Genomic DNA, 24,554 nt, shown 5'->3' on the forward strand with positions numbered 1-24,554 from the left:
GCGACTTCAGCACGCCTCGACCGTGTGCCACGCGGGCAGGCTCCACGGCTCTCGAACGTGTGCGTCCGGAGGACAGGTCAGGGGAGGGTGAGGATCTCCGCACCCTCGGGCGTCACCAGCAGGGTGTGCTCGAACTGGGCGGTGCGGGAGTGGTCCTGGGTGGTGGCGGTCCAGCCGTCGTCCCACAGGTCCCACTCGATCGAGCCGAGCGTCAGCATCGGCTCGATGGTGAAGGTCATGCCGACCTCGATGATCGTGTCGGCCGACGGCTCGTCGTAGTGCGGCACGATCAGCCCGTCGTGGAACGCCGGGCCCACGCCGTGGCCGGTGAAGTCACGGACGACGCCGTAGCCGAAGCGCGCGGCGTAGGCCTCGATGACCCGACCGATCACGTTGATCTGACGACCCGGCTTGACCGCGCGGATCGCGCGGTGGGTGGCCTCGCGGGTGCGCTCCACGAGCAGGCGCGACTCCTCGTCGACGTCGCCGACGAGGTAGGTCTGGTTCGTGTCGCCGTGGACGCCGTCCACGTAGGCGGTGATGTCGATGTTGACGATGTCGCCGTCCTCGAGGGGACGGTCGTCGGGGATGCCGTGGCAGATCACCTCGTTCACGCTGCTGCACAGCGACTTCGGGTAGCCGCGGTAGCCCAGCGTCGACGGGTAGGCGTCGTGGGCGACGAGGAAGTCGTGGCCCACCCGGTCGAGCTCGTCGGTGGTCACGCCCGGTGCGATCGCCGCCTCCACCGCGTCGAGCGCCTGCGCTGCGATCCTGCCGGCGACCCGCATGCGCGCGATCGTGTCGGCATCGCGCACCGAAGACCCGCGGTAGGGCAGGGGAGCGGGCTGGCCGACGTACTCGGGCCGGTCGATGCGCGACGGGACGTGGCGGACGGGGGAGACGCGGCCGGCGACGAGGGGAGACACGTCCCGATGCTACGAGGCCGCTCCGCCTCCGACGATCGCGAGGGGCATCGGCACCGAGGGTGGGGCAGGATGGGTCCATGAGCGCCGAGGCCCCCGCATTCTTCTTCTGTCTCAAGCACCACACCGTCGAGGGTGAGGACGGCTGCAAGGCCGCCGACCGCCTGGGCCCCTACCCGACCGAGGCCGACGCTGCGCGTGCCCTCGACAAGGTCCAGGAGCGCAACGAGTCGTGGGACAACGACCCCGACTGGAACGACGACAAGCCCTCCGCCGACGCGTGAGCCGCACGAACCTGCAGCTCGACCGCTCGGGTCCGTGGATCGGCGTCACCGGGCTGGTGGTGATGCTGTGGCTGGTGATCTCCACCGTGCTCTACGCGCCGTGGTGGGGCGTGCTGCTGCACCTCGTCGTGCTGGCGTGCTTCGTGCCGGTGCTGCGTCGCACGATCGCGACCCAGCCGGCCCGCGCCACCTGGGTGCCGCTCTACGCCCTGGCGGCCTGGTTCGCCGTCAACGCCGTCGGCGTCTCGCTGTTCGACTGGCGCACCTGAGCCGGGCCACGTCGGCCGGGCTCGCGGTCAGGAGTCGAAGGTGTGCTCCGGCCCGGGGAACGTGCCGCCCGCGACGTCGGCTGCGAACTCCTGGGCGGCGCCCAGGATCACCGAGTGCAGGTCGGCGTAGCGCTTCACGAAGCGCGGCGCCTTGCCCGTGCGCAGGCCCAGCATGTCCTGCCAGACGAGCACCTGGGCATCGCAGTCGGCTCCGGCCCCGATGCCGATCGTGGGGATGTGCAGCGTGCGGGTGATCTCGGCCGCGATGGGGGCGGGCACCATCTCCATGACGACGGACGAGGCACCGGCCTCCTGCACAGCGAGGGCGTCCTCCATCAGCTTCGCCGAGGCGTCGCCACGGCCCTGCACCCGGTAGCCACCGAGCGCGTGCTCGGACTGAGGGGTGAAGCCGATGTGCGCCATGACGGGGATCGCGCCCTTCGTGAGCAGCTCGATCTGCGGAGCCATCTCGGCCCCGCCCTCGAGCTTCACCACGTGGGCCTGGCCCTCCTTCATGAACCGCACCGCCGTGTCGTACGCCTGCTCAGGCGAGCGCTGGTAGGACCCGAACGGCAGGTCGGCGACCACGAGGGCACGCCGGGCGGTGCGGGTGACGGCCTTCACGAGCGGGAGCAGCTCGTCGACCGTGACCGGCAGGGAGGACTCGTACCCGAACACGTTGTTGGCCGCGGAGTCGCCGATGAACAGCACCGGGATGCCGGCCTCGTCGAACGTGGCGGCGGTGTACTGGTCGTAGGTCGTGAGCATGACCCACTTGTGGCCCTGCTCCTTCCACTGCTGCAGGTGGTGCGTCCGCACGCGGCGGATCGCGGGGTCGGTCGTCGGGCCGGCTGCCACGGGTGTGGCGGGGCTCGAGCCGGGGGAGTCGGGCGCGGAGGTGCTCGCGCTGCCGTAGGGGGCAGTCTCCTCGGCCGACGTCGGGGCAGGGGTGTGCTCGGTCATGGTGGGTCCCTCTCTTCTCGCAGCCCCTCGGTGGGGGTCCACGGACAGGTCCCATCCTGCCGCATCGACGCCGGATGTCGCGTCGATGTGCGGGAGGTCACGAGTCGAGCGACTCGCGCCACGCGTTGGTCATGGGCACGCGGCGGTCGCGGCCGAAGTTGCGGCGGCTGACCTTGGGTCCGGGCGGGTACTGGCGACGCTTGTACTCGGCCTTGTCCACGAGGGTGACCACCCGCTCCACGAGCGCGGCGTCGAAGCCCTCGGCGATCACGGCCGCCGAGCCGAGGTCGCGCTCCACGTAGGCGTCGAGCACGGCGTCGAGCAGCTCGTAGGGCGGCAGCGAGTCCGAGTCCAGCTGACCGGGACGCAGCTCGGCCGACGGCGGCTTGCTGATGGTGCTCTCGGGGATCGGAGGCTGCTCACCACGCTCCTCGGCCCACGCGTTGCGCCACCGGGCGACCTCCCACACCAAGGTCTTGGGGAGGTCCTTGATGGGGGCGTACGCGCCCACCGCGTCGCCGTAGATCGTGGAGTAGCCGGTGGCCAGCTCGGACTTGTTGCCGCACGCGAGGACGAGGTGCCCGTGCTGGTTCGACAGACCCATCCAGACGACGGCGCGGATCCTCGCCTGCAGGTTCTCCTCGGCGATGCCGTCGAGCCGGGTCGTCGTCCGGCCCAACGTCGACTGGAACGCGTCGAAGATGGGCCCGATCGGCACGGTGTCGAGCTGCAGGCCGGTGCGGCGCGCGAGCTCGGCGGCGTCGGTGCGGCTGTGCTCGGAGGACCAGTCACTCGGGTTCGAGACGCCGAAGACGTTCTCGGCGCCCAGGGCGTCGACCGCGATCGCACCGACGAGGGTGGAGTCGATGCCGCCGGACAGGCCGAGCAGCACCGACGAGGCGCCGTTCTTGCGCACGTAGTCGCGCAGGCCCAGCACGATCGCCCAGTACCGCTCGCCGAGGTCGTCCCACCTCTCGGCGACCACCGGCACCGCCGGCTCGTAGGCCGGCAGGGGATCGGAGGAGATCACGGTGCGCTCGACCCGCAGGCCGTGGAAGCGCGTGCCGGGGTCCGGCATGGGCGCGGTGGCGGCGGGCAGGTCGAGGTCGACGACGAGCAGCTCCGGCTCGAACTGGGCGGCGCGTGCCACCAGCTCGCCCGCGGCGTCGACGACGAGCGAGTCGCCGTCGAAGACCAGCTCGTCCTGCCCGCCGACGAGGTTCACGTACGCGAGCGCGCAGCTGCCCTCGCGGGCCCGACGGGCGCACAGGTCGAGCCGCACGTCGTCCTTCGCCGCCTCGTACGGAGAGCCGTTGAGCACCACGAGGAGTCCCGCCTCGGCGGCGTCGGCGGCCGCGGAGGGTCCGTCCTGCCAGATGTCCTCGCAGATCGCGATCGCGACGTCGACCCCGTGCACCTGCACGACCTGGGTCTCGTCACCGGGCACGAAGTGACGGAACTCGTCGAAGACGCCGTAGTTGGGGAGGTGGTGCTTGTCGTAGCGCGTCACGACCCGACCACCGGTCAGCACCGACGCGGAGTTCGTGGGCGCGTTCTTGGGCACCCCCAGCCGGTCGGTGTCGACGTGGTCCTTCGCGGTGTCGAGGTGCCCGACGACGACGACGAGGTCGCCGAGGCCCTCCTCGACGAGGCGCGCGGCGAGGGCGGGCACGCGGTCGCGCGTGCCCTCGATGAACGACAGCCGGTAGGCCATGTCCTCGACCGGGTAGCCGTTGAGGACCATCTCGGGCATCACGAGCAGGTGGGCTCCGGCCCTGGACGCGTCGTGCGCGGCCGCGACGACGAGCTCGACGTTGCCGTCGAGGTCCCCGACGCGGGGGTTGACCTGGGCGAGGGCGAGACGCAGCTGGGGCACACGGCCAGCCTAGGGCTCGACCGACCATGATGGAGCCATGGCCAGGACCTGTCCGTGCGGCACCGGCGACGCCTACGCGACGTGCTGCGGGCCGTTCCTCGCCGGTGGTGCGGCACCGACGGCCGAGCGGCTGATGCGGTCGCGCTACACCGCCTACGTGCTCGGCGACGGCGGCTACCTGCTGCGAACGTGGCACCCCACGACCCGGCCGGCGCGCATCGACCACGACCCGGCCCTCGTGTGGACCGGGCTGGAGGTGCTTCGCACCGAGGCTGGTCGGCCCGACGACTCCTTCGGTGTCGTCGAGTTCCGCGCGGCGTGGGGCGGGACCGATCGTGAGGCCGGGCTCGGCGTGCTCCACGAGGTCAGCCGCTTCGTGCGCGGCGACGAGGGGTGGCAGTACGTCCGCGGACGGATGGTCGAGGGCACGTCGTCACGCGCCCCGTGAGGCGCGTCGGCCACGTAACATCGCCGTAACACGACCCGTGCGAGACTCAGCCCCATGGGTAAGCAGGAAGACTTCGTCCTCCGGGCGCTCGAGGAGCGCGACGTCCGCTTCGTGCGGCTCTGGTTCACCGACGTCCTCGGGTCGCTCAAGTCCGTCGCGATCGCTCCCGCCGAGCTCGAGGGTGCGTTCGCCGAGGGCATCGGCTTCGACGGGTCGGCCATCCAGGGCTTCGCCCGGGTGCACGAGGCCGACATGCTCCTCAAGCCCGATCCGTCGACGTTCCAGATCCTGCCGTGGCGGGGCGAGGCCCCCGCGACCGCGCGCATGTTCTGCGACATCGCGATGCCCGACGGCAGTGCGTCGTTCGCCGACCCGCGGCACGTGCTCAAGCGCACCTTGCACAAGGCGTCCGAGGCGGGCTTCACCTTCTACACGCACCCCGAGATCGAGTTCTACGTCTTCCGAGGCAAGCCCGACGTCGGCGGCAGGCCCGTGCCGGTCGACGACTCCGGGTACTTCGACCACACCGCCCAGGGCGGGGGACAGGACTTCCGTCGCGAGGTCATCACGATGCTCGAGAACATGGGCATCAGCGTCGAGTTCAGCCACCACGAGGGCGGACCCGGCCAGCAGGAGATCGACCTGCGCTACGCCGACGCCCTCTCCACGGCCGACAACGTCATGACCTTCCGCACCGTCGTGCGCGAGGTGGCCCTCAGCCAGGGCAAGTGGGCCTCCTTCATGCCCAAGCCCTTCACGGACCACCCGGGCTCGGCGATGCACACGCACCTCTCGCTGTTCGAGGGTGACGAGAACGCCTTCTACGAGGCCGGGGCCGAGTACCAGCTCAGTGCCACGGGCCGCTCCTTCATCGCCGGGGTCCTGGAGCACACCCCCGAGATCACCGCCGTCACGAACCAGTGGGTCAACTCCTACAAGCGTCTGGCCAGCGGCTACGAGGCGCCCAACTACCTGAGCTGGGGCCACAACAACCGCTCCGCCCTCGTGCGGGTGCCGATGTACAAGCCGCACAAGAGCGGGTCCGCCCGTGTCGAGCACCGCGGCATCGACGCCGGCTGCAACCCCTACCTGACCTACGCCCTGGTGCTCGCCGCCGGGCTCAAGGGCATCGAGAACGGCTCGAGCCTGCCGCCCGAGACCGAGGACAACGTGTGGTCGCTGACCGACCGTGAGCGCAAGGCGATGGGCCTCACGCCCATGCCGCGCAACCTGGACGAGGCGATCCGCGAGATGGAGAACAGCGAGCTCGCGGCCGAGACCCTGGGCGAGCACGTCTTCGACTTCTTCCTGCGCAACAAGCGCCAGGAGTGGGAGGCCTACCGGTCCCAGGTCACCCAGTTCGAGATCGACCGGCTGCTGCCCGTGCTCTGAGGTCGGCGCGTCGGGTTGGCTGGAGACGCGACCGCTTGCAGTGGCTTCGGCTCGCTGCTGCGCCGCCTCGGCTCGCGCCGGGGTCGGCTTCCAAGAGGCCTCGACCGGGCGGCTGGCGCAGGACGCGGTCCGGGTTCTCGGGCTGTGGCGGGTGCTGGGGGTTGGGGGTTGGACGCACGATTCTCCTTCTGCGCGTCGGGGGTGGTCAGGGCTTCTCCCTTCTCGTGGACCGTTCCACGCGAAGGGACAATCACTGACGACCGCAGGCGCCGAGCGGTGTGGATTCCACCGTCTGGGCGCTCGTGCGGTGGAGGATCCACCGCGGGCACGCGCGAAGGGAGAATCCTGCGCCGATCACGCGCAAAGGAAGAATCGTGGGTCCACCCCCGGCACCAGATGAGTCCCGCGCCTCCGGACCGGCGCCCGCCCCAGGTCCCCGGTCGAGGCCTTTCGGAGACCGCCTCCCGCGAAGGCCGAGGCAGCGCACCGGTGAGTCGTGACCGCGGGCAGTGCGCCAGTGAGTCGTGACGACCGCAGGTAGCGCAGGGGCAGGGCCACGTCGACCGCAAGCGGCAGCAGGTCCACGACCACCGCTAGGCAGCGCAGCCGCGGGTCGCGTCACGTGCCGTAGCCTGCAGCCGTGTCCACCGAGTCCCCGGAGCTGGCCCTTGCCCGACGCGGCTTCCTCGACGGCGCTGCGGCGGCTGCGCACCTGGCCCGCCTCGAGGGCATCGACGACGCCCTGGTCGAGCAGGTGGCGGCCGTGGCCAGTCCCGACACGGCGCTCTCCTCCCTCGTCGCGATCGCCGAGGCGTGGGGCACCGACCGGCTGCTGACGACCCTGCGGGCCGACGACGAGCTGCGCCAGCGCCTGCTCATCGTGCTGGGCACGAGCGAGGCGCTCGGCGACTTCCTGGCCCGCCACCCCGAGCACGTCGAGGACCTGGGCGCCGACCGCCTGTCGCCCGTGCCCCTCGACCTCGCGACGATGCGTGAGCAGCTGGGCGAGGTGGACGACGCCGACGAGCTGCGGGTCGCGTACCGACGCAAGCTGCTGCACGTCGCCGCCCGCGACCTGACCGCGCTCACCGGCTTCGAGGAGTCCGCCGGGGAGCTGGCGGACCTCGCGGTGGCCACGCTGGGTGCGGCGCTGGACCTGGCGCGCCGACAGGAGCCCGACTCCGACAGCGTGCGGCTCGCCGTGATCGCCATGGGCAAGACCGGCGGTCGCGAGCTCAACTACGTGAGCGACGTCGATGTGATCTTCGTGCACGAGCCCGCGGAGGGTGCGGACGAGCAGACCGCCTCCCGCGTGGCCGCACGGCTCGCGTCGACGATGATGCGCCTCTGCTCGGACCACACGCGCGAGGGCACCATCTGGGAGGTCGACGCCAACCTCCGGCCGGAGGGCAACCAGGGCCCGCTGAGCAGGACCTTGCGCAGCCACGTGGCCTACTACGACCGCTGGGCCTCCACGTGGGAGTTCCAGGCCCTGCTCAAGGCGCGGTTCGCGGCCGGAGACGCCGAGGTCGGACAGGCCTACCTGGACGCGCTGTCGCCGAAGGTGTGGGAGGCGAGCACGCGCGAGAACTTCGTGCGCGAGGTCCGTGCCATGCGCACCCGCGTGATCGAGAACATCCCGTCCCAGCAGCGCGAGCGCCAGCTCAAGCTGGGCGCGGGCGGCCTGCGCGACGTCGAGTTCGCGGTCCAGCTGCTCCAGCTCGTGCACGGGCGGGGCGACGAGTCGCTGCGCAGCCCCACCACGCTGGAGGCGCTGCGCGAGCTGACCGAGGGCGGCTACGTGGGCCGGCGCGACGGTGCCGCCATGGAGGACGCCTACGAGTTCCTGCGCACCCTGGAGCACCGCATCCAGCTCTACCGGCTGCGCCGCAACCACGTCGTGCCCGACGACCTCGAGGACCTGCGCCGCCTCGGCCGGTCCATGGGCTACCGCCAGAACCCGGCCGAGGGCCTGGAGAAGGACTGGAACGCCCACAAGCGCCTCGTGCGGCGCCTGCACGAGAAGCTCTTCTACCAACCGCTGCTGGAGGCGGTCACGTCGTTGCCGGACGAAGGGCTGCGGCTCACGCCGGAGGCCGCCCAGGCACGGCTCATGGCTCTGGGCTTCGTGGACCCCAAGGGCGCGCTCGGCCACATCCAGGCGCTCACGTCGGGGGTCTCGCGGCGGGCCGCCATCCAGCGGTCGCTGCTTCCGGCGATGCTGCAGTGGTTCGCCGAGTCGCCGTCCCCCGACGCCGGCCTGCTCACGTTCCGGCGGATCAGCGAGTCGCTCGGCGAGTCCCACTGGTACCTGCGCAAGCTGCGCGACGAGGGTGAGGGCGCCGAGCAGCTCGCCGCGGTCGTCGGCTCCAGCCGCTACGTGTCCGACCTCATCCAGCGAGCTCCGGACTCGGTCGCCCTGCTCGGCGACGACGACGAGCTCGTGCCGCGCGACGGCGAGCGTCTGCGCGGCGAGATGCAGCTGGCCGCCCGTCGGCACACGACGCCGGAGCAGGCCATCAAGGCCGTGCGGCGGGTCCGTCGTCGCGAGCTCTCCCGCGTCGGGATCGCCGACGTGCTCGGCCGGCTCGACGTCGACGAGGTCGGCGTGGCGCTCTCCGACATCGCCGAGGCCACCCTCGCGGCCGCGCTCGCGGCCTGCATCGACGCCGTGACCCGGCAGCGCGAGGAGGCCGGCAAGGACCCGTTCCCCACGCGCATGGCCATCGTGCTGATGGGCCGGCTCGGGGGGCGGGAGTCCGGCTACGGCTCGGACGCCGACGTCATGTTCGTGCACGAGCCCCGACCCGGTGCCGACGACGGCGAGGCGGCGGCTGCGGCGACTGCGGTCGCGACCACGCTGCGCAAGGTCCTCTCGACCCCGGGGGACGACCCGCCGCTGGAGGTCGACGCCGACCTCAGGCCCGACGGTCGCAACGGACCGCTGGTGCGCTCGTTCGCCGCATACGTCTCCTACTACGAGAAGTACTCGGCCGTGTGGGAGGCGCAGGCGTTGCTGCGTGCGCGGGCGAGCGTCGGCGACCCGGAGCTCTGCGAGCGGTTCACCGAGCTCGTCAACCCGCTGCGGTGGCCGGAGCAGGGCATGTCCGAGGCCGAGGTCCGCGAGATCCGCCGGATCAAGGCGCGGGTCGAGTCGGAGCGGCTGCCCCGGGGCGCGAACCCCAAGACCCACCTGAAGCTCGGACGCGGCGGCATCGCCGACGTCGAGTGGACGGTGCAGCTGCTGCAGCTTCAGCACGCCCACGCCGTCCCGGGCCTGCGCACGACGTCGACGCTCGGCGCCCTGTCGGCGGCCGCCGAGGCGGACCTGGTGACGGCCGAGGACGCCGAGGTGCTGAGCCGCGCCTGGCAGCTGGTGAGCCGGCTGCGCAACGCCGTCGTCCTCATGCGTGCCAAGCCCGCCGAGTCCATGGTGGAGCAGTCCGACGAAAGGGCAGGCGTGGCGCACCTGCTGGGATACGGTCAGCAGCACAGCGAACGCATGATCGACGACTACCTGCGTGCCACCCGGCACGCACGGCAGGTCGTCGAACGGATCTTCTGGGAGTGACCACGGTGCTGGGGACGGACGGGGGGCCGGGAACCGACGCGGTCACGACCCATGATCGGGCGACGTCGCGCCGAGGTGCGGTCCGCTCCGTGGTGGCCACGCTGCTGCTCGCCCTCGTGGCCACGGTCCTCGGCGCCACGTCGGGGCCTGCGCTGGCCGACGAGGTCCCGGAGCCGCCAGCGGCGACCGCGGTGGTGCCGGTCGAGCCGCCCGTGGTGACGGGCACGTCGCGCTACGGCTCGACCCTCACCGCCTCACCGGGCACGTGGAGCCCCACCGACGCCTCCGTCGCGTACCAGTGGCTGCGCGACGGTGCCCCGATCGGCGAGGCGACCGCCGCCACCTACCGCCTGGGTGCTGCCGACCACGCCCGCGCGGTCTCGGTGCGGGTCACCGCCTCGAGCCCGGAGCTCGACGACGCCGTCACGACCACGGCACCGACCACGGTCGGTCCGGCCCTGCTGGTCTCGCGCGCCCGGCCCGTCGTCTCGGGCACCCGCCGCTACGGCAAGACCCTGACCGCCTCGGCGGGACGGTGGAGCACCGGGGGAGTCACGCTGCGCTACCGCTGGTACCGCGACCGCAAGCCGGTCGCCGGTGCCACCCGGCGCACGTACACGATCAAGCCCGGCGACGTCGGCCACCGGCTGGCGGTGCGGGTGACCGCCTCCAAGCGCTACCACCAGACGCGCTGGGCGGCCTCGCTCTCGACGGGCCTGGTCAAGCACCGGCGCGACGTGCGACGCACGATCACCTACTCGGTGAGGCGCAACGGCTCGAAGGCGAGCCTGTCCACGTTCCGCACCCAGGCCGCTCAGACGTTGGCCGACGCACGCGGCTGGCGCGGTGGAGGCATCCGGTTCAAGGAGGTCTCGAAGGGCGGGTCGTTCACCCTCGTCCTCGCGAAGGCCTCCCGCGTGCCGTCGTACTCCTCGGGCTGCAGCTCCACGTACAGCTGCCGGGTCGGGCGCAACGTCATCATCAACGAGACGCGCTGGAACAAGGGCACGTCGGTGTGGTCGAAGGCCCGGCGCTCGATCCGCGACTACCGGCACATGGTGGTGAACCACGAGGTCGGACACTTCCTCGGCAAGGGTCACGTGCGCTGCCCGGGCAAGGGCAAGGCGGCCCCGGTCATGCAGCAGCAGTCGAAGGGCCTGCAGGGATGCAAGGCCAACCCCTGGCCGAAGACGGGCGAGCTCTGACCCGGCTCAGCCTGCCGCGCGCAGCAGGTGCTCGCGCTCGGTCTGGTTGAGCCCGCCCCACACGCCGAACGGCTCGCGCACCGAGAGCGCGTGGTCGAGGCACTGCTGGACCACGGGACACGTCGCGCACAGCGCCTTCGCCGCGGCCTCGCGCCGACGTCGGCGCGGCCCGCGCTCCGTCTCCGGCGGGAAGAACGTCTCCGTGTCCACGCCACGGCACGCTCCCGCGTGCTGCCACTCGTACGATTCCTGGATCGGATCCGGAAGTCGGCTGGTGCTCGCCACGATGCCCTCCTGACGCTACGCGGGATGTTTCCCTCATCAGGAGTTCGCCGCCGCCGACCCGGAGGATGGGTGGGTCGAGTGTGACGAAGAAGGTCAGGCGGTGCGCTCCATGCGCAGCTGGAAGACGTCGAGGTACCCGGCGGCGAAGCCCGCCTCGCAGTACGCGAGGTAGAAGTCCCACAGACGCCGGAAGGTCTCGTCGAAGCCGAACGTCGCGATGTCGGCCCAGTTGCGGTCGAAGTCGTCGCGCCAGCGGCGCAGCGTGCGGGCGTAGTCCTGGCCGAGGGATCGGCGCTCGGTGACCTCGAGCCCGCGGGTGTGGTTCGCGAGCGAGAGGTCGATCGCCTCGGGGGAGGGGATGAGACCGCCGGGGAAGATGTACTTCTGGATCCACCCGTAGGAGTTGCGCGTCGTCAGGTACCGGTGGTGCGCCATCGTGATGGCCTGGATCGAGACCTTGCCGCCGGGGGCGAGCACCTCGTCGATCTTGGCGAAGTACGTGGGCCAGTACTCCTCGCCCACGGCCTCGATCATCTCGCAGCTGACCACGGCGTCGAACTCGCCCGTGACGTCGCGGTAGTCCTGCAGGCGCAGGTCGATGCGGTCGGACACCCCTGCCGCCTCGAAGTGCTCGCGGGCCAGGGCGGCCTGCTCGCTGGAGATCGTGATCGTCGTGACCTGTGCGCCGCGCTGCGCAGCGCGGATGGCCAGCGAGCCCCAGCCGCTGCCGATCTCGAGCACCCGCGTGCCCTCGCCGACGCCGGCCTGGTCGAGGATGCCGTCGAGCTTGCGCTGCTGAGCGCGCTCGAGCGACTCGTCGGGGCTCTCGAACCACGCGGCCGAGTACGTCATCGACGGGTCGAGGAAGCGCTGGAACAGGTCGTTGGAGAGGTCGTAGTGGCGCTCGATGTTGGAACGAGAGCCTTCCTTGGTGTTCCGCTCGTGCTGGGGCAGCTGGCGATCGACGAGCGCGCGCAGCTTCTGCAGTGCCGGCGGCACGATCGTGGTGAGGCGCTCGGCGAACGGCGTGAGCAGGTCGGCCAGGTCGGTGTCGGGGCCCTCGGTCCAGTCGCCGGCCATGTAGGCCTCGCCGAAGCCGATCTTGGTGTCGTGGCCGAGTCGGCTGAAGAAGGCCGCGGGTCGGCGGATCTGCATCTCGGGTGCGGCTGCGCCGCCGGCGCCCCAGGCGGTGCCGTCGGGGAACGTCAGACGGACGGGGAGCGTGTTGATGGCGGGCCGCACCACAGCCTTGGCCACACGTGCCTTGAAGGGGGTGCGCGGTGTCTGCGCGACGCCGGGCCAGCGGGTGGCAAGGGTGTCGGTCATCGGGTCGTGCCTTTCTGGGGTTCGTGAGCCGGTCGCGGGGCGACCGGGAGTCGGCGCAGCCAGAGCCACACACCATGGATTCGGATCAGCAGGCTCACCCGATGGGTCATGAACGGCATGGAGACGAGCAGGCGCGCGAGCCGGCCCGCGGTGACGGGTCGGGGCTCGCCGCGGAACGTGGCGCTGAAGACGGCCTCGCCGGGCGTCGTGGCGGGTGAGCCGTCGTCGGAGGGCGACTGGCGCAGGATGACGGTGCTGGCCACGGCCTCGGCCTGCAGGCGGAACTGCAGGTCGTAGCGGCCGGCGACCGTGAAGAAGGGGGAGACGTAGAACGCCTTGTCGGTGCTCGTGCGGCCTTGCGGGTCGGGCCTCAGGAAGTAGGCGTGCCGCTCGCCGTAGGTGTTGTGCACCTCGGCCACGATGGCCTCCGTGCGGTCGCCGTCGAGCACCCAGAAGACCGTCAGCGGGTCGAAGACGTGCCCGAGCGTGCGTGCGTTGGCCAGCATGAGGATGCGTCGGCCGGTCGCGTCGAGGCCCTGCTCGCGGCAGAACGTCTCGACGTTCTCGCGCAGCGTGCGGTCGGGGTCGCCGATGTGGTCGGCCGCCCGGAAGGTGGAGAAGGGTCGCAGCCAGCGAGGCAGACGCGGCAGGTCGTCGACGTCGACCAGCCACTGGTACATGCGGTACCTGAACCGGTGTCGGACGGGCACGCGCCGGGTGTGCGAGACCGCGCCCACGACGAGTGCGGGGACGGCGGGCAGGCCCGCCGAGCCGGCACCGGTGCTCGAGGAGGTGTCTTCGAGGGGGGTGGTCACCAGCTCGCCCCGAGCGATCGCGCCGCCTCGACGCCGGAGCGGCAGCCGTCCTCGTGGAAGCCCCAGCCGTGGTACGCGCCGGCGAAGGCCGTGCGCCCGCCGGACAGCGACGGGAGGTCCTGCTGCGCCGCGACCGACGTCGGCGTGTACACGGGGTGGGTGTACTGCATGGTGGCCAGCACCGACGTGGGGTCGATGCGGCTCGTGGAGTTGAGGCTCACGAGGTACGGCTTGCTGCTCTCGATGCCCTGCAGCCGGTTCATCCAGTACGTGACCGCCGTGCTGTCGCCGCGTCCGCTGCACGTGTCCATCCGGTAGTTCCACGCGGCGCGGGCGTCGGCGGCGCGCGGGAGGACGCTCGGGTCCTGGTGCAGGACGGTCTCGTTGTGGGAGTACGTGAACGCCCCGAGCACGCGACGCTCCTCGTCGGTGGGGTCGGTCAGCAGGGCCAGTGCGTCGTCGGCGTGCGTGGCGATGACGACCGAGTCGACCTGGTGCTCGGTGCCGGACGCGTCGAGCACGACGACGCCGTCGGGCTTGCGCGAGATCCCACGCACGGGGGTGGAGGCGCGGACGTCGCCGATGGCGGCCGTCACGCGCTGCACGTAGGAGCCCGACCCGCCCTGGACAGTGAACCACTGCGGCGAGCCGGAGATGGACAGGAAGCCGTGGTGGCGCAGGAAGGCGAAGAGGTAGCGCGCCGGGTACTGCAGCGCCGTCTCCTGGCCGGACGACCAGACGCACGACACGACCGGGATGGCGTAGTGGGCCACGAAGTGCTGCGAGAACCCGTGCGCGGTCAAGAAGTCGCCGTACGTCTGGGGCTCTGATGCGTCGGGCTCGGAGTCCAGCAGGGCCAGTGCCGCGCGCTGGAACCGCTTCACGCCGGCCAGCATCGCGAGGTAGGTGGGGTCGAACGCGCGCCGACGCTGGGCGAACAGCCCGGGCAGCTTGCGGCCACCCGCGTACTCCAGGCCACAGCCCTCGCACCGGATGCTCATGGACATCTCGGTGGGGTGCACGTCGACGTCGAGCTCGGCGAACAGGCGACGCAGCAACGGGTAGGTGCGGTCGTTGTGCACGATGAAGCCGCTGTCGACGTGGTGCGTGGTGCCGTCGGCCTCGAGCGCGTGGGTGTGCGCGTGGCCACCGAAGCGGTCGTCGGCCTCGAAGAGCGTCACGTCGTGGGTGCTGCGCAGCACGTAGGCGGCGGTGAGGCCGGAGACGCCGGAACCGACGACGGCGACGCGGGGGCGACGCTCGGAGGTGGGGGAGCCGGACGTCGGGGAGCTGGTCATGAAAGGGATTCGCCCTCAGTGGTCCTGCGGATGGGTGGGTGTGACGCGTCCGCCGTCGTCGGGGTCCTCCCCGGCGCGGCGGCTGGCCTCGGTGATCTCGAACAGCTCGGTGCCGAACGCCCCGACCTCGGTCGTGACGCGACGCGCGGTGTCGAACAGGATGGCGCTGATGCGCCCGCCCGTGGTGATCGCCGCCTCCACGCCCTGCTGCACGGCGTCCTTCGCGATCTCGCGCCGGCTCATCGCCATGGCCGTCTCCTCGAGGGTGGTCGTCCGGTCGAGTCCATTGTGGCGTACCGCCGGGATGCCGCACGACGACGCCCCGGGCGGTGCCGGGGCGTCGTCTCGTGGCGGACCTGGGGCTCGCTCAGGCCGCCGCGTGCTCGGACTCGCGCTGCTGCGCGGCCTCGCGCTTGGCGCGACGCAGGGCCTTGGACTCCGGGCTCTTGCCCTGCTTGTAGGGGTCGTCGGGCTTGCGCGAGAAGCCGGCGAGCTGGCGAGCGACACTCGCGAGCTGCTTGCTGAACCGGCCGCTGTTGTACTGCAGGCCGTGCTTCTCGCAGATCGCGCGGATCTCGCGGGCGACCTCGGGGTAGCGGCGCGCCGGGATGTCGGGGAACAGGTGGTGCTCGATCTGGTGGCTCAGGTTGCCGCTCATCACGTGGAAGGCGCGGCTGCCGCTGATGTTGGCCGAGCCCAGCAGCTGGCGCAGGTACCACTGGCCGCGGGTCTCGTTCTGCGCGTCCTCCTCGGCGAAGGTCTGCACCTCGGCGGGGAAGTGGCCGCAGAAGATGATGAGGAAGGTCCAGATGTTGCGGATCAGGTTGGCCGCGAAGTTCGCGCCCAGGACGGCGAGCGGGGCCCACCAGCCGACGAACGGCACGAGCGCGATGGCCAGGACCGGGTAGGTCACGTAGTCCTTGAGCACCTGGCGGCGAGCCTTGCGCGCGGCGCGGCTCTTGCGGTCGCGGAACTCCTTCTTCGTCATCTTGCCGCCGAGGTACTCGTCGAGCTCGAGACCGTGGTACATCACGCCCCACTCGAAGAAGAGCATCAGCGCGAAGGCGAGCGGCAGGTTGAAGCGGTGGTTCGGGTACCAGGGCTGGTCGTCGTCGATCCGCAGCAGGCCGTAGCCGATGTCGCGGTCCATGCCGTGGATGTTCGTGTACGTGTGGTGGATGTAGTTGTGGCCGTGCTTCCAGTCCTCGGCCGGTGCCACGTTGTCCCACTCGTAGCGCTTGCCGTCGACCAGCGGGTCGTTCATCCAGTCGTACTGGCCGTGCATGACGTTGTGGCCGATCTCCATGTTCTCGAGGATCTTGGAGAGGCCGAGGAACACGATGCCGGCCACGAAGGTGGGCCAGAAGAACGGCGTGAAGATGCCGATGCGGCCGAGGACCTCGAACGTCTGCTGGATGCGGATGACCCGGCGGATGTAGTCGGCGTCGGCCTGGCCGAGCGAGTCGAGGGTGCGCTGGCGGATGGCGTCCAGCTCCTCGCCGAACCCCTCCAGCTCCTCGTAGCTCATGTACTCCAGGCCGATGGTGGACCGCTTGGAGGCGTCGGCGCCGACGAGCGGCTCCGGTGCGGCGTTGTGCTCCGAGGCGCTGAACGGTGCGATCGGGGTGCGCTTGCGAGACATGGGGACTCCCTTTCCTTAGAGTGCGACGCTGACGTCGCCGACAGGGACGTTGACGCAGACCTTGATGGTCTCGTCGGTGTTGGCGCTGACCTCGCCGCTGACGACGTGGCGGACGGCGCCGCTGAGCTTCTTGACCGCGCAGGTGTTGCAGACGCCCATGCGGCAGCCGAAGGCGGGCGTGAGACCGGCGGCCTCGGCCTGCTCGAGGATGGTGCTGCCGCTGTTGTCGGTGCTGGTGCCGGCGTCGTCGAAGCTGAGGGTGCCCGTGGCGTCGGCCGCGTCGAGGTCGACGGACGGGACCTTGAAGTACTCGGTGCGCAGCAGGTCGCGTGCGCCGAGCTCGTCGTAGGTGTCGCGGACGGTGGCGATCAGGCCGGCCGGCCCGCAGCAGAAGGTGGTGGCGACCGTCGGGTCGACGTCGAGCCGGCGCAGGTGGTCGAGTGCGAAGCGGCCCTCGAGCTCGGCCCCGACCTCGGGCTCGCGCGTGTAGACGCGGACCACGGTGGCTCCGGGGAGCTCGGCGGCCAGGCGGTCGAGCTCGGGGGTGAACATCTCGTCGCCCCGCGAGCGTGCGTAGTGCAGGAAGGTGACCCGGCCGCGGTGCCCGCGGTCGCGCAGCGTGCGCGCCATCGACATGACCGGGGTGATGCCGGACCCGCCGCTCAGCAGCAGGAGGTCCTCGGGCACCTCGGCGGGGAGCACGAACTCGCCCTCGGCCTGCGACAGGTAGACGACGGTGCGGGGCTGGAGCTCGCGGTGCAGGAACTGGGAGACGTAGCCGTCGGGGTGGGCCTTCACGGAGACGCTGAAGGTGCCGTCGGACGCGGTCTGGGAGCTGGAGACGGAGAACACGCGGACCCTGCGGGTGCCGTCGACCTCGATGCCGAACTGCACGTGCTGGCCGGGGACGAAGCCCTTCCAGGCGCCGTTGGGACGCAGCACCACGGTGCTGGCGTCGCCGGTCTCGCGTCGCACCTCGACCACCCGGGCGCGCACGGCCTCGACGGTCCACAGCGGATGGACCTGGTCGAGGTAGTGGTCGAGGGACTTGGGCGACGTCAAGGAGGCCACGGCGCGGGAGGCGAGGGCGGAACGGACGAGTCCCATGCGGTTCCTCTCCAGTCGAAGTCGTTCGGTGTACAAGCGTACACTCAAAGTGTGGGGGTGTGAACCACTGCAGGGCAAGAGGGCGAGTCGGTGACCTGGCACACGGCGACACACGCGTTCACCGAGGGGACGACGGCGGCACGGCCTAGACTCCAGGCGTGGCGGAAGCAGGACGAGCCGCGTCGCCCCGTGCGGAGACGACGCGCCAGGCGCAGAAGGAGCGCACGCGCGACGCGATCCTTGCCGCCGCCCTCGAGCTGAGCCGCGACCAGGGCTTCGCCCAGATCAGCCTGCGCCAGGTCGCCCGCCAGGCCGGTGTGGTCCCGACGGCCTTCTACCGGCACTTCGCGTCGATGGACGAGCTCGGGCTCGCGCTCGTGGAGCAGTCGTTCGGGACCCTGCGGGCGATGATCCGCGACGCGCAGCGCGACCCCGAGACCTTCGCCGACATCATCGACGCGTCGGCCGAGATCCTGGTGCGGGTGGTCAAGCAGAACAAGGCCCACTTCGGCTTCGTCGCCCGGGAGCGTGCGAGCGGCTCCGACGCCGTGCGGCAGGCCATCCAGCGTGAGCTCGAGCTGTTCATCTCCGAGCTCGCCGTGGTGCTGGCGCGGCTCCCGCACATCGAGACGTGGTCGGCCGAGGACGTCAAGCTCGCCTCGGGGCTCTTCGTCCGCAACATGGTCTACCGCGCCGAGCAGGTGGTGCAGACCCCCGACGGTCGCACCGACCTGGAGGAGGAGATCAAGCGCAAGGCCCGCCGCGAGATGCGCCTCATCGTGCTGGGCTTCCGCGACTGGCGGAGCTGACCGACCGCCCTCTCGAAGGGAGCGTGGGCTCAGGGTCCGGTGGTACCGTGAAGGGACTACCACCATCAGTCAGGCGGTGCTGCGCATGGATGATCTCGGCACGCTCCTCGACGACGTGACGCGCGAGCACGCCGTGGGCGTGACGGCCGACGGTGAGCGCCTCGTCGCGCTGCGGGTCGCCGACGAGTGGTCGGTCGGGCTGCGCCTGCACCGCGAGGGCAGTCATCGGCAGTGGTCGGTGCGCGAGCTCGTGGTGCGGCGGGGGACCGGCGACCGGTCGTTCGCCGGCAACGACGTGCGAGAGCTTCCGCTCGGCGCCCTCGTGGCCGAGGCGCGACGCCTGGCCACCCGCAGCGCCGGCCAGGACGCCGAGCCGCTCACCACCGTGCAGGCGTTGCTGCAGGAGCGATCGGGACGGCTCGGGCGCGACGACCTCGCGCTCGCAGCCGTCGCGTTGGAGTACGCGCGGATCGTCGAGCGCGGGGAGCGTGCGCCGTCGAAGCGGATGGCCGAGGCGCTGGGCGGCAGCGCCGGCACCTGGACGAACCGCGTCGCCGAGGCGCGGCGCCGGGGGTTCCTCACCGACGTCCCGCGCGGCGCCGCCGGCGGCGCCCTGACCGACCAGGCCCGCGAGGTGCTGGGTCTGGTCCGGGCCTGAGGCAGGCCCTCGGGCGGCCCTCAGGCCAGGACGTTGGCGGCGTGCTGGTCCTGGGCGGCGGTGGCCAGCTTGTCGAGCGCGAGGCGGAACACGTCGTCGCCGAGCTGGTCCTCCAGCAGGTGGATGATGCCCGGGTCGGACTCGAACTCCGCGGACCACTCGACGTAGCACGTGGTGCCGGCGCCCTCCTGGACCTCGATCGTCGCGCGGTGCTCGGAGATCGGGAACGGCGGCTCCGGCATCGAGTACGACAGCGTGCGGGTCTCGTCGTCCTGGCTCAGCACCGTGACGACCAGGTCGGCGTCCGCCTCCGGGCCTCCGGAGTAGATGCTGAGGCGGGGGTGCCAACGGGCGAAGTCCTGGGCGAGCTCCCACACGAGGTCGGTGGGGGCGGCGACGAAGGTCCTGCGGGAGATGCGGCTCATGCGAACTTTCCGGGCTGGGCGACGTGTGCTCGCCCCATCCAACAGGCCGGGTCCGCACCTGTCTCGCCCGGGGGGTGAGGCATTGCTCACGTCGGCAGGTCGTCAGCTCCGGGCGGCGGGTCCCGTGCCGTCGGGCCGCGCGCCGGCGGGCTCCGCCACCGCGGGCACCGCGGTGGCCGGCCGGGCGGCGAGGTGGGCCGCGGTGAGGTGCACCAGCTCCTCGACGAACACGTCGCGAGCGATGTCGGGTCGCTGGAGCACGTAGTCGACGCTGAGGTGCTCGACCATGCGCACCAGCAGCCACGCCGAGGCTGACGTGGGCAGCGGCGTGGGCGTGCGGGAGACCGTCAGGTACGCCCCGACGAGGTCGGCGACGCGACGCTCGACCTGCCCGACGTGGCCGGCGACGCGGGAGAGGGGCAGCTCCTGGGTGACCAGGCGCAGGTACTCGCGGTGTTCTTCCAGCACGTCGAGCAGTCCCTCGTACGCCGCTCGGACGAGCTGGTCGGGCGGCAGGTCGAGCCGGTCGGCGAGCACGGCGGTGAGCTCCTCGCCGATCTCGGCGGAGTACCGGTCGATGACCGCCACCAGGATCGCCTGCTTGTCGGGGAAGTACTGGTAGAGAGAGCCTGGGCTGACCTCGGCACGCGAGGCGATGCGATTGGTGGTCGCGCGCTCGTACCCCTCCTCGACGAGGACCAGCCTGGCAGCCTCGAGGATCCGCTCGACCATCCGGCGCGACCGGTCCTGGCGGGGCGCCTTGCGCAGGGTCTCGGGTGGTCGGCTCATACGCGAATTGTATGCGAGCAATTGCTCGTGTCACGCTCCTGCGCATGACCTCCGCTCCGGCCGGCACCGTTCCTGCTCGTCCCGCGCCTACTCCCGCCGACACCGCACCCGTGCCCACCCGGCACCGGGCCGCCCAGGCGCGAGGTGCTCGCATGGGTCGCCCCCTGCGGGTGTTCGGTCGGGTGCGTCAGGTCGACGAGTCGCTCCTGCGGTCCATCGGGGAGTGCTACCTGCGCATCGACGACCCCGGAGCGCGGGTGGCCGCGGCGTTCCGTGCGAAGGGCGCGGACCGCGTGACCCACGACCAGCTGCGTCGCGCGCTCGAGGGGGACCTGGAGGGAGCGCCACCGGTGCTCCGCGACCTCCTCGGCGTGGTCTCCACGACGCCGGACTGGGTCGACTGGGACTTGTTGGAGGAGGGTGCGCGGGTCTACCGGACCTTCGGCCGCAACGCGGGCGACGTGCTGCTCCAGCTGTCGCTGATCGGCGGCTACCGCTTCGGCGGGCCCACCGACCTGCTCGTCGCGACCGGTGGACTGACGGGCGAGACGACGGTGCGGCGGCTGGCCGAGACCCAGCACTGGACGATCGCCGTCTCCCAGCCCGGCGCCATGCGCCCCGGAGCGCTCGGCTGGCGACTCACGGTGCACGTCCGGCTCATGCACGCGATCGTGAACCAGCGCTTCTCCGAGGGGGACCGCTGGGACACCGGGCACTGGGGCGCCCCGATCAACCAGACCGACCAGGCCGCGACGCTCGGGCTGTTCTCGGGAGCGCTGCTGCTGGGCGTGCGCGCGCTCGGCGTGCCGGTCTCCAAGGACGAGTCTCGAGCGGTGATGCACCTGTGGCGCTACATCGGCTGGCTGCTGGGCGTGGACGAGGCGTGGCTGTTCGACACCGAGCGCGAGCAGCACCACTTCAACTACCACGTGCTGCTGAGCCAGGACGACATCACCGACGCCGGGCGCAGGCTGACGCAGAGCATCGTCGATGCGCAGCCGCACCTGCACTACCGCCGGTTCGCCCGGTTCCACCGCTGGTACGCACCCCGACGGCTGCTCAGCATGCTCCGGCCGTTCCTCGGCACCGCGAGCATGCGCGAGCTCGGGCTGCCGCTGCGCCTGCCGTGGGCCACGGTCAACGCCCTGGTCGGCAACGCCGTGCGGTACCGCGTGCTGGGCAGGACTGAACGGGGTCGCCGCCACATCGACACGTGGTCCGCGCGCTACCGCGACGAGCAGCTCCACCGGTACTTCGGTGACACCGCGCCCGACGTCGGCTCGCTCTGAGGTCGGTGCGCTCTGAGGTCGGGGCGCTCCGAGGTCGGGGCGCTCCGAGGTCGGATTGCGGATCGTCCGCCGGTGCGTAGCGTCGAGGGCATGACTGATCTGACCCCCGAGAAGCTCGAAGCTGTCCAGAACGTCGTCGACCGCGTGGGCGCCTACCAGGACGGTGCCCCCGAGGGCACCGTCGAGACGGAGCTGCGCAAGGGCCTGGGCGAGGCCGACGTGACGCTGGAGGACCAGCACGTGACCGCACTCGCCGAGGCCATCGAGGCCGCCGACGGCGACGTCGACGCCGCCTCCGTGCTCGGCTGACCGAGGTCGGCACCTGAGTCCCGTCCACCCCGCCGTCCACCGGGCGCCGCTGCGCTCGCGCGACGACACCGTCGACCACGCCGCAGCCGTCGAGCACGCGCTGCGGCGTGGTGTCGTCGGCCTGGGCGGTCGACTCGACGTCACTCCCGCGAACCTCGACGAGGCGATCGGGCGGGTCGAGCAGCAGCACGGTGAGCGTGTCGCCGCCCGTCTGGAGCGCTTCGCCGCCCTGCCCGTCGGCGACTTCGTCTGGACACGCGACGACGACGCGGATCTGTGGCTCGGCCGGATCGAGGGGGAGTGGCGCTTCGACGAAGCGCCTGCAGCGGCAGCGGCGGACCTCCAGCACGTCCGCTCCTGCCGGTGGTCGGACGCGCCCGTGCCGTGGTCGGACGTCCCCGCCGCGGTGCCCGCCACCTTCGCTCGCGGCGGCCGCAACTTCCAGCGCATCCACGACGCCGAGGCCGAGGCAGCGACGTCCCGGTGGTGGGCCGAGCACGGCTCACCGTGACGTCGGGCGACGCGAGCCGATCAGGTCACTCGGGCAACCACGGGTCGATCATCGTCATCCCGGCCACGGCCGCCTGGTCGAAGGTGGGCAGCAGGGCGGCTGCGGCCTGAAGGCCGATGGTGCGCTCCACCAGGAGGTCGGGGCGCAGTCGTCCGCTCGCCACCAGCTCCATCATCGGCGGATAGTCGACGGCGGCCATGCCGTGGCTGCCGAGGACGTCGAGCTCCCAGGCGATGGCCCGCTCGAGCGGGACTCGCGGATGTCCCTCGACACCGGGCAGCAGGCCGACCTGCACCATGCGGCCCCGACGCCGCAGGCTCAGCAGCGACGTCGCACTCGTCTGCTCGCTCCCCACCGCGTCCATGGCGACGTGGGACCCGCCGCCGGTCAGGTCGGCGACCGTGGCGGGCACGTCGTCGTCGGCCGTCACGGTGTGCTCGGCGCCCAGACGGGCGGCGACGGCCAGGGCCTCGGGGTTGCGGTCGACGGCCACGACGCGCGCACCCAGGGCGTGCGCGACCATGACGGCGCTCAGGCCGACGCCGCCGGCACCGACCACCGTGACCCACTCGCCCTCGCGCAGGCGCGCCCGGGCGACGAGAGCCCGGTAGGCGGTCGCGAACCGGCAGCCCAGGGCGGCGGCGGTCGCGAACTCGACGCCGTCGGGCACGGCGACGAGGTTCGTGTCGGCCGCGTGCAGGGCGACGTGCTGGGCGAACGACCCCCAGTGCGTGAAGCCGGGCTGCTGCTGGTCGGGGCACACCTGGGCATCGCCGGCTCGGCACCAGTCGCAGCGTCCGCACCCGCACACGAAGGGCGTGGTGACCCGGTCGCCGACCGCCCAGTCGGCCACGCCGGACCCGACCTCGCTCACGACACCGGCGAGCTCGTGCCCCGGGACGTGGGGGAACACGAGGTCCTCGTGCCCGGCCCAGGCGTGCCAGTCGCTGCGGCACAGCCCGGTGGCACGAACCTCGACGACGACCCCGCCGTCGGGCGCCACCGGACGTGCGACGTCCCGCACGTCCGGAGACGCACGGACAGTGTCGAGGACCATGGCGCGCACCGTCCCATCCTCCCATCTCCGGAAGATCGCTCCGGATGCGCGCCCGGCCGCCCGGTCCTACGTTGACGGGAACGACCGGTCCAGCGCGGACCGGGCGGGAAGGAGCACCATCATGTGGGACACCATCTTGTGGATCGCCGCCGTGGTCATCGGCATCATCGGCGTGCTGCGCATCGTGCGCGGCGACATCCTCTGGGGCGCGGTGCTGATCGTCGTGGCGCTGCTCGTCGGACCCGGCGGCGTGAGCCTGCTGACCTGACGCGGACCGTGCCGTGGACCGGGGCGCTTCCACGGGAGCGTTTCGGGGGGCCGGGCACCGGGTAGGTCATGGGCAGTCTGCGAAAGGACACCCATGAGCACCATCACCGAGACCATCGACGTCGACGTGGACGTCACCACCGCCTACGACCAGTGGACGCAGTTCGAGGACTTCCCGCAGTTCATGGAGGGCGTCGAGCGCATCGACCAGCGGGACGACACGCACCTGCACTGGGTGATCAAGGTCGGACCGGTCACGCGTGAGTTCGACGCGACCGTCACCGAGCAGCACCCCGACGAGCGGGTCGCCTGGCGCTCCGACGACGGACCTGAGCACGCGGGCGTCGTGACGTTCCACCGCCTCGGCGACACCAGCACCCGTGTGACGGTGCAGATGGACGTCGATCCCGAGGGCTTCGTGGAGAAGGTGGCCGACAAGACCGGCATCCTCGAGCGCCGCACGCAGGGCGACCTGCGGAACTTCAAGAAGTTCATCGAGTCCCGGGGCGGTCAGGAGACCGGCGCCTGGCGGGGCGACGTCGAGCACCCCTGAGCGAGCACGTCCGGTCCTGACCTCCGGTCGCGACCAGCAGGCGAGCCGCCCGTCCGATCACTCGGACGGGCGGTTCCTCTGTGCGACAGCGGCCAGGTCCCGCGCGAAGCCACGGGCCGCCTCGGTCTTGGCCTCGAGCTCCTCGAGGCGTTCGACCACCGTCGCCCGGACCTCGTCGAGCCGGTCGAGGGCATGTTGCGTCTGCTCGGTCGTGGCGGCCGGGTCCTGGAGCAGGTCGAGGATGCCGAGCACCTCGCCGATCTCCTCGACCGAGAAGCCCAGCGGCTTCATCTTCTTGATGAGCTCGAGCCGCGCCACGGCGGCCTCGGAGTACAGCCGGAAGCCTCCGGTGCTGCGCGCGTCGGGGATGACGAGCCCGGCCTCCTCGTAGAAGCGGATGGTGCGCAGGCTCAGGCCGACGCGCTCGGCGATCTCGCCGATCTGCATCTGCACGGCGCTCATCCCCCCGTGGCCCCGCCGTCG

At 71.6% G+C, this 24,554-nt stretch carries 27 protein-coding genes; 13 read left to right on the top strand and 14 right to left on the bottom strand.

What is annotated here, in order from left to right; translation table 11 throughout:
* Positions 1-77: 77 nt before the first annotated feature.
* Positions 78-926: a type I methionyl aminopeptidase gene (gene map, locus NBW76_RS08360; protein ID WP_056555461.1), complete on the bottom strand. Its 849-nt coding sequence runs from the start codon at positions 924-926 to the stop codon at positions 78-80.
* A 77-nt stretch (positions 927-1,003) separates the two neighbouring features.
* Between map and NBW76_RS08365 the strand changes: the two genes are divergently transcribed.
* The gene (locus NBW76_RS08365; protein WP_055965552.1) at positions 1,004-1,207 is read left to right on the top strand and encodes a hypothetical protein; all 204 of its coding nucleotides are present in this window, start codon (positions 1,004-1,006) and stop codon (positions 1,205-1,207) included.
* Positions 1,204-1,476 carry a hypothetical protein gene (locus tag NBW76_RS08370; RefSeq protein ID WP_055965554.1) on the top strand — a complete coding sequence of 91 codons (273 nt, stop codon included), beginning with the start codon at positions 1,204-1,206 and terminating at the stop codon, positions 1,474-1,476. Before NBW76_RS08365 ends, NBW76_RS08370 begins: the two co-directional genes overlap by 4 nt.
* A 27-nt stretch (positions 1,477-1,503) precedes the next feature.
* Here NBW76_RS08370 and panB read toward each other — a convergent pair whose 3' ends face one another.
* Together panB and NBW76_RS08380 are read right to left on the bottom strand one after the other, a co-directional pair.
* On the bottom strand, positions 1,504-2,439 hold the full coding sequence (gene panB, locus NBW76_RS08375) for a 3-methyl-2-oxobutanoate hydroxymethyltransferase (protein ID WP_082481976.1): 936 nt from the start codon (positions 2,437-2,439) through the stop codon (positions 1,504-1,506).
* 97 nt (positions 2,440-2,536) lie between these two features.
* On the bottom strand, positions 2,537-4,315 hold the full coding sequence (locus tag NBW76_RS08380) for an NAD+ synthase (RefSeq protein ID WP_056555465.1): 1,779 nt from the start codon (positions 4,313-4,315) through the stop codon (positions 2,537-2,539).
* A 37-nt stretch (positions 4,316-4,352) separates the two neighbouring features.
* On the opposite strand from NBW76_RS08380, the gene NBW76_RS08385 reads away from it, so the two are divergent.
* From NBW76_RS08385 to NBW76_RS08400, 4 genes are all read left to right on the top strand, one after another.
* On the top strand, positions 4,353-4,763 hold the full coding sequence (locus tag NBW76_RS08385) for a YchJ family protein (protein ID WP_056555468.1): 411 nt from the start codon (positions 4,353-4,355) through the stop codon (positions 4,761-4,763).
* Positions 4,764-4,817: 54 nt separating this feature from the next.
* Complete coding sequence (locus NBW76_RS08390) at positions 4,818-6,155, top strand: glutamine synthetase family protein (protein ID WP_055965561.1); 1,338 nt, start codon at positions 4,818-4,820, stop codon at positions 6,153-6,155.
* A gap of 640 nt (positions 6,156-6,795) precedes the next feature.
* Complete coding sequence (locus NBW76_RS08395) at positions 6,796-9,726, top strand: bifunctional [glutamine synthetase] adenylyltransferase/[glutamine synthetase]-adenylyl-L-tyrosine phosphorylase (protein WP_056555472.1); 2,931 nt, start codon at positions 6,796-6,798, stop codon at positions 9,724-9,726.
* Positions 9,723-10,931: a DUF3152 domain-containing protein gene (locus NBW76_RS08400; protein WP_056555475.1), complete on the top strand. Its 1,209-nt coding sequence runs from the start codon at positions 9,723-9,725 to the stop codon at positions 10,929-10,931. Before NBW76_RS08395 ends, NBW76_RS08400 begins: the two co-directional genes overlap by 4 nt.
* A gap of 6 nt (positions 10,932-10,937) precedes the next feature.
* Here the strand turns inward: NBW76_RS08400 and NBW76_RS08405 are convergent, their stop codons facing one another.
* From NBW76_RS08405 to NBW76_RS08435, 7 genes are all read right to left on the bottom strand, one after another.
* On the bottom strand, positions 10,938-11,216 hold the full coding sequence (locus NBW76_RS08405) for a WhiB family transcriptional regulator (protein WP_055965567.1): 279 nt from the start codon (positions 11,214-11,216) through the stop codon (positions 10,938-10,940).
* 93 nt (positions 11,217-11,309) lie between these two features.
* Positions 11,310-12,542, bottom strand: coding sequence for a cyclopropane-fatty-acyl-phospholipid synthase family protein (locus NBW76_RS08410; RefSeq protein ID WP_055965569.1), 1,233 nt, complete (start codon positions 12,540-12,542; stop codon positions 11,310-11,312).
* Positions 12,539-13,357 (bottom strand): DUF1365 domain-containing protein, encoded by an 819-nt coding sequence (locus tag NBW76_RS08415; RefSeq protein WP_235493013.1) that lies wholly within the window; start codon positions 13,355-13,357, stop codon positions 12,539-12,541. The genes NBW76_RS08410 and NBW76_RS08415 overlap by 4 nt, the downstream gene beginning before the upstream one ends.
* Entirely contained in the window at positions 13,354-14,655 is a 1,302-nt protein-coding gene (locus tag NBW76_RS08420; protein WP_056555478.1) for an NAD(P)/FAD-dependent oxidoreductase, read from the bottom strand. Before NBW76_RS08420 ends, NBW76_RS08415 begins: the two co-directional genes overlap by 4 nt.
* Positions 14,656-14,670: 15 nt before the next feature.
* Complete coding sequence (locus tag NBW76_RS08425; protein ID WP_056555481.1) at positions 14,671-14,904, bottom strand: hypothetical protein; 234 nt, start codon at positions 14,902-14,904, stop codon at positions 14,671-14,673.
* Between the two features lie 118 nt (positions 14,905-15,022).
* Positions 15,023-16,297, bottom strand: coding sequence for an acyl-CoA desaturase (locus NBW76_RS08430; RefSeq protein ID WP_082481978.1), 1,275 nt, complete (start codon positions 16,295-16,297; stop codon positions 15,023-15,025).
* 15 nt (positions 16,298-16,312) lie between these two features.
* Positions 16,313-17,404, bottom strand: coding sequence for a ferredoxin reductase (locus NBW76_RS08435; RefSeq protein WP_055965575.1), 1,092 nt, complete (start codon positions 17,402-17,404; stop codon positions 16,313-16,315).
* A 158-nt stretch (positions 17,405-17,562) separates the two neighbouring features.
* Here NBW76_RS08435 and NBW76_RS08440 point away from each other — a divergent pair, with 158 nt between their 5' ends.
* Both NBW76_RS08440 and NBW76_RS08445 read left to right on the top strand, forming a co-directional pair.
* Entirely contained in the window at positions 17,563-18,213 is a 651-nt protein-coding gene (locus tag NBW76_RS08440; protein WP_055965577.1) for a TetR family transcriptional regulator, read from the top strand.
* A gap of 85 nt (positions 18,214-18,298) precedes the next feature.
* On the top strand, positions 18,299-18,871 hold the full coding sequence (locus NBW76_RS08445; protein ID WP_156364831.1) for a hypothetical protein: 573 nt from the start codon (positions 18,299-18,301) through the stop codon (positions 18,869-18,871).
* A gap of 20 nt (positions 18,872-18,891) precedes the next feature.
* On the opposite strand, the gene NBW76_RS08450 is transcribed toward NBW76_RS08445, so the two are convergent.
* Complete coding sequence (locus NBW76_RS08450) at positions 18,892-19,296, bottom strand: SRPBCC family protein (RefSeq protein ID WP_055965581.1); 405 nt, start codon at positions 19,294-19,296, stop codon at positions 18,892-18,894.
* Between the two features lie 102 nt (positions 19,297-19,398).
* On the bottom strand, positions 19,399-20,085 hold the full coding sequence (locus tag NBW76_RS08455; protein WP_056555483.1) for a TetR/AcrR family transcriptional regulator: 687 nt from the start codon (positions 20,083-20,085) through the stop codon (positions 19,399-19,401).
* A gap of 152 nt (positions 20,086-20,237) precedes the next feature.
* On the opposite strand from NBW76_RS08455, the gene NBW76_RS08460 reads away from it, so the two are divergent.
* The 3 genes from NBW76_RS08460 to NBW76_RS16860 all read left to right on the top strand — a co-directional run bounded on the left by NBW76_RS08460 (position 20,238) and on the right by NBW76_RS16860 (position 22,194).
* The gene (locus tag NBW76_RS08460; protein ID WP_250246826.1) at positions 20,238-21,374 is read left to right on the top strand and encodes an oxygenase MpaB family protein; all 1,137 of its coding nucleotides are present in this window, start codon (positions 20,238-20,240) and stop codon (positions 21,372-21,374) included.
* A 90-nt stretch (positions 21,375-21,464) separates the two neighbouring features.
* Positions 21,465-21,683, top strand: coding sequence for a hypothetical protein (locus NBW76_RS08465; protein ID WP_056555488.1), 219 nt, complete (start codon positions 21,465-21,467; stop codon positions 21,681-21,683).
* 379 nt (positions 21,684-22,062) lie between these two features.
* Positions 22,063-22,194, top strand: coding sequence for a hypothetical protein (locus tag NBW76_RS16860; RefSeq protein ID WP_255353828.1), 132 nt, complete (start codon positions 22,063-22,065; stop codon positions 22,192-22,194).
* Between the two features lie 25 nt (positions 22,195-22,219).
* Here the strand turns inward: NBW76_RS16860 and NBW76_RS08470 are convergent, their stop codons facing one another.
* A complete protein-coding gene (locus tag NBW76_RS08470; RefSeq protein WP_200932680.1) occupies positions 22,220-23,251 on the bottom strand; it encodes a zinc-binding dehydrogenase in 1,032 nt (343 codons plus the stop codon).
* Between the two features lie 121 nt (positions 23,252-23,372).
* Here NBW76_RS08470 and NBW76_RS08475 point away from each other — a divergent pair, with 121 nt between their 5' ends.
* Together NBW76_RS08475 and NBW76_RS08480 are read left to right on the top strand one after the other, a co-directional pair.
* A complete protein-coding gene (locus NBW76_RS08475) occupies positions 23,373-23,519 on the top strand; it encodes a GPGG-motif small membrane protein (protein ID WP_164468781.1) in 147 nt (48 codons plus the stop codon).
* A gap of 93 nt (positions 23,520-23,612) precedes the next feature.
* On the top strand, positions 23,613-24,071 hold the full coding sequence (locus NBW76_RS08480) for an SRPBCC family protein (protein ID WP_055965594.1): 459 nt from the start codon (positions 23,613-23,615) through the stop codon (positions 24,069-24,071).
* A gap of 57 nt (positions 24,072-24,128) precedes the next feature.
* Here the strand turns inward: NBW76_RS08480 and NBW76_RS08485 are convergent, their stop codons facing one another.
* Positions 24,129-24,518 (bottom strand): MerR family transcriptional regulator, encoded by a 390-nt coding sequence (locus NBW76_RS08485; RefSeq protein WP_235493033.1) that lies wholly within the window; start codon positions 24,516-24,518, stop codon positions 24,129-24,131.
* Positions 24,519-24,554 lie beyond the last annotated feature (36 nt).

This window comes from Aeromicrobium sp. Leaf245 (genome assembly GCF_942548115.1).
Taxonomy (GTDB): domain Bacteria; phylum Actinomycetota; class Actinomycetes; order Propionibacteriales; family Nocardioidaceae; genus Aeromicrobium.

Bases quoted from the DNA above. Each gene is read 5' to 3' on its own strand.
- NBW76_RS08365 (WP_055965552.1), top strand. From the start codon at position 1,004: ATGAGCGCCGAGGCCCCCGCATTCTTCTTCTGTCTCAAGCACCACACC.
- panB (WP_082481976.1), bottom strand. From the start codon at position 2,439: ATGACCGAGCACACCCCTGCCCCGACGTCGGCCGAGGAGACTGCCCCC.
- NBW76_RS08385 (WP_056555468.1), top strand. From the start codon at position 4,353: ATGGCCAGGACCTGTCCGTGCGGCACCGGCGACGCCTACGCGACGTGC.
- NBW76_RS08390 (WP_055965561.1), top strand. From the start codon at position 4,818: ATGGGTAAGCAGGAAGACTTCGTCCTCCGGGCGCTCGAGGAGCGCGAC.
- NBW76_RS08410 (WP_055965569.1), bottom strand. From the start codon at position 12,542: ATGACCGACACCCTTGCCACCCGCTGGCCCGGCGTCGCGCAGACACCG.
- NBW76_RS08420 (WP_056555478.1), bottom strand. From the start codon at position 14,655: ATGACCAGCTCCCCGACGTCCGGCTCCCCCACCTCCGAGCGTCGCCCC.
- NBW76_RS08425 (WP_056555481.1), bottom strand. From the start codon at position 14,904: ATGGCGATGAGCCGGCGCGAGATCGCGAAGGACGCCGTGCAGCAGGGC.
- NBW76_RS08430 (WP_082481978.1), bottom strand. From the start codon at position 16,297: ATGTCTCGCAAGCGCACCCCGATCGCACCGTTCAGCGCCTCGGAGCAC.
- NBW76_RS08435 (WP_055965575.1), bottom strand. From the start codon at position 17,404: ATGGGACTCGTCCGTTCCGCCCTCGCCTCCCGCGCCGTGGCCTCCTTG.
- NBW76_RS08445 (WP_156364831.1), top strand. From the start codon at position 18,299: ATGGATGATCTCGGCACGCTCCTCGACGACGTGACGCGCGAGCACGCC.
- NBW76_RS08450 (WP_055965581.1), bottom strand. From the start codon at position 19,296: ATGAGCCGCATCTCCCGCAGGACCTTCGTCGCCGCCCCCACCGACCTC.
- NBW76_RS08455 (WP_056555483.1), bottom strand. From the start codon at position 20,085: ATGAGCCGACCACCCGAGACCCTGCGCAAGGCGCCCCGCCAGGACCGG.
- NBW76_RS08460 (WP_250246826.1), top strand. From the start codon at position 20,238: ATGGGTCGCCCCCTGCGGGTGTTCGGTCGGGTGCGTCAGGTCGACGAG.
- NBW76_RS08465 (WP_056555488.1), top strand. From the start codon at position 21,465: ATGACTGATCTGACCCCCGAGAAGCTCGAAGCTGTCCAGAACGTCGTC.
- NBW76_RS08470 (WP_200932680.1), bottom strand. From the start codon at position 23,251: ATGGTCCTCGACACTGTCCGTGCGTCTCCGGACGTGCGGGACGTCGCA.
- NBW76_RS08475 (WP_164468781.1), top strand. From the start codon at position 23,373: ATGTGGGACACCATCTTGTGGATCGCCGCCGTGGTCATCGGCATCATC.
- NBW76_RS08480 (WP_055965594.1), top strand. From the start codon at position 23,613: ATGAGCACCATCACCGAGACCATCGACGTCGACGTGGACGTCACCACC.
- NBW76_RS08485 (WP_235493033.1), bottom strand. From the start codon at position 24,518: ATGCAGATCGGCGAGATCGCCGAGCGCGTCGGCCTGAGCCTGCGCACC.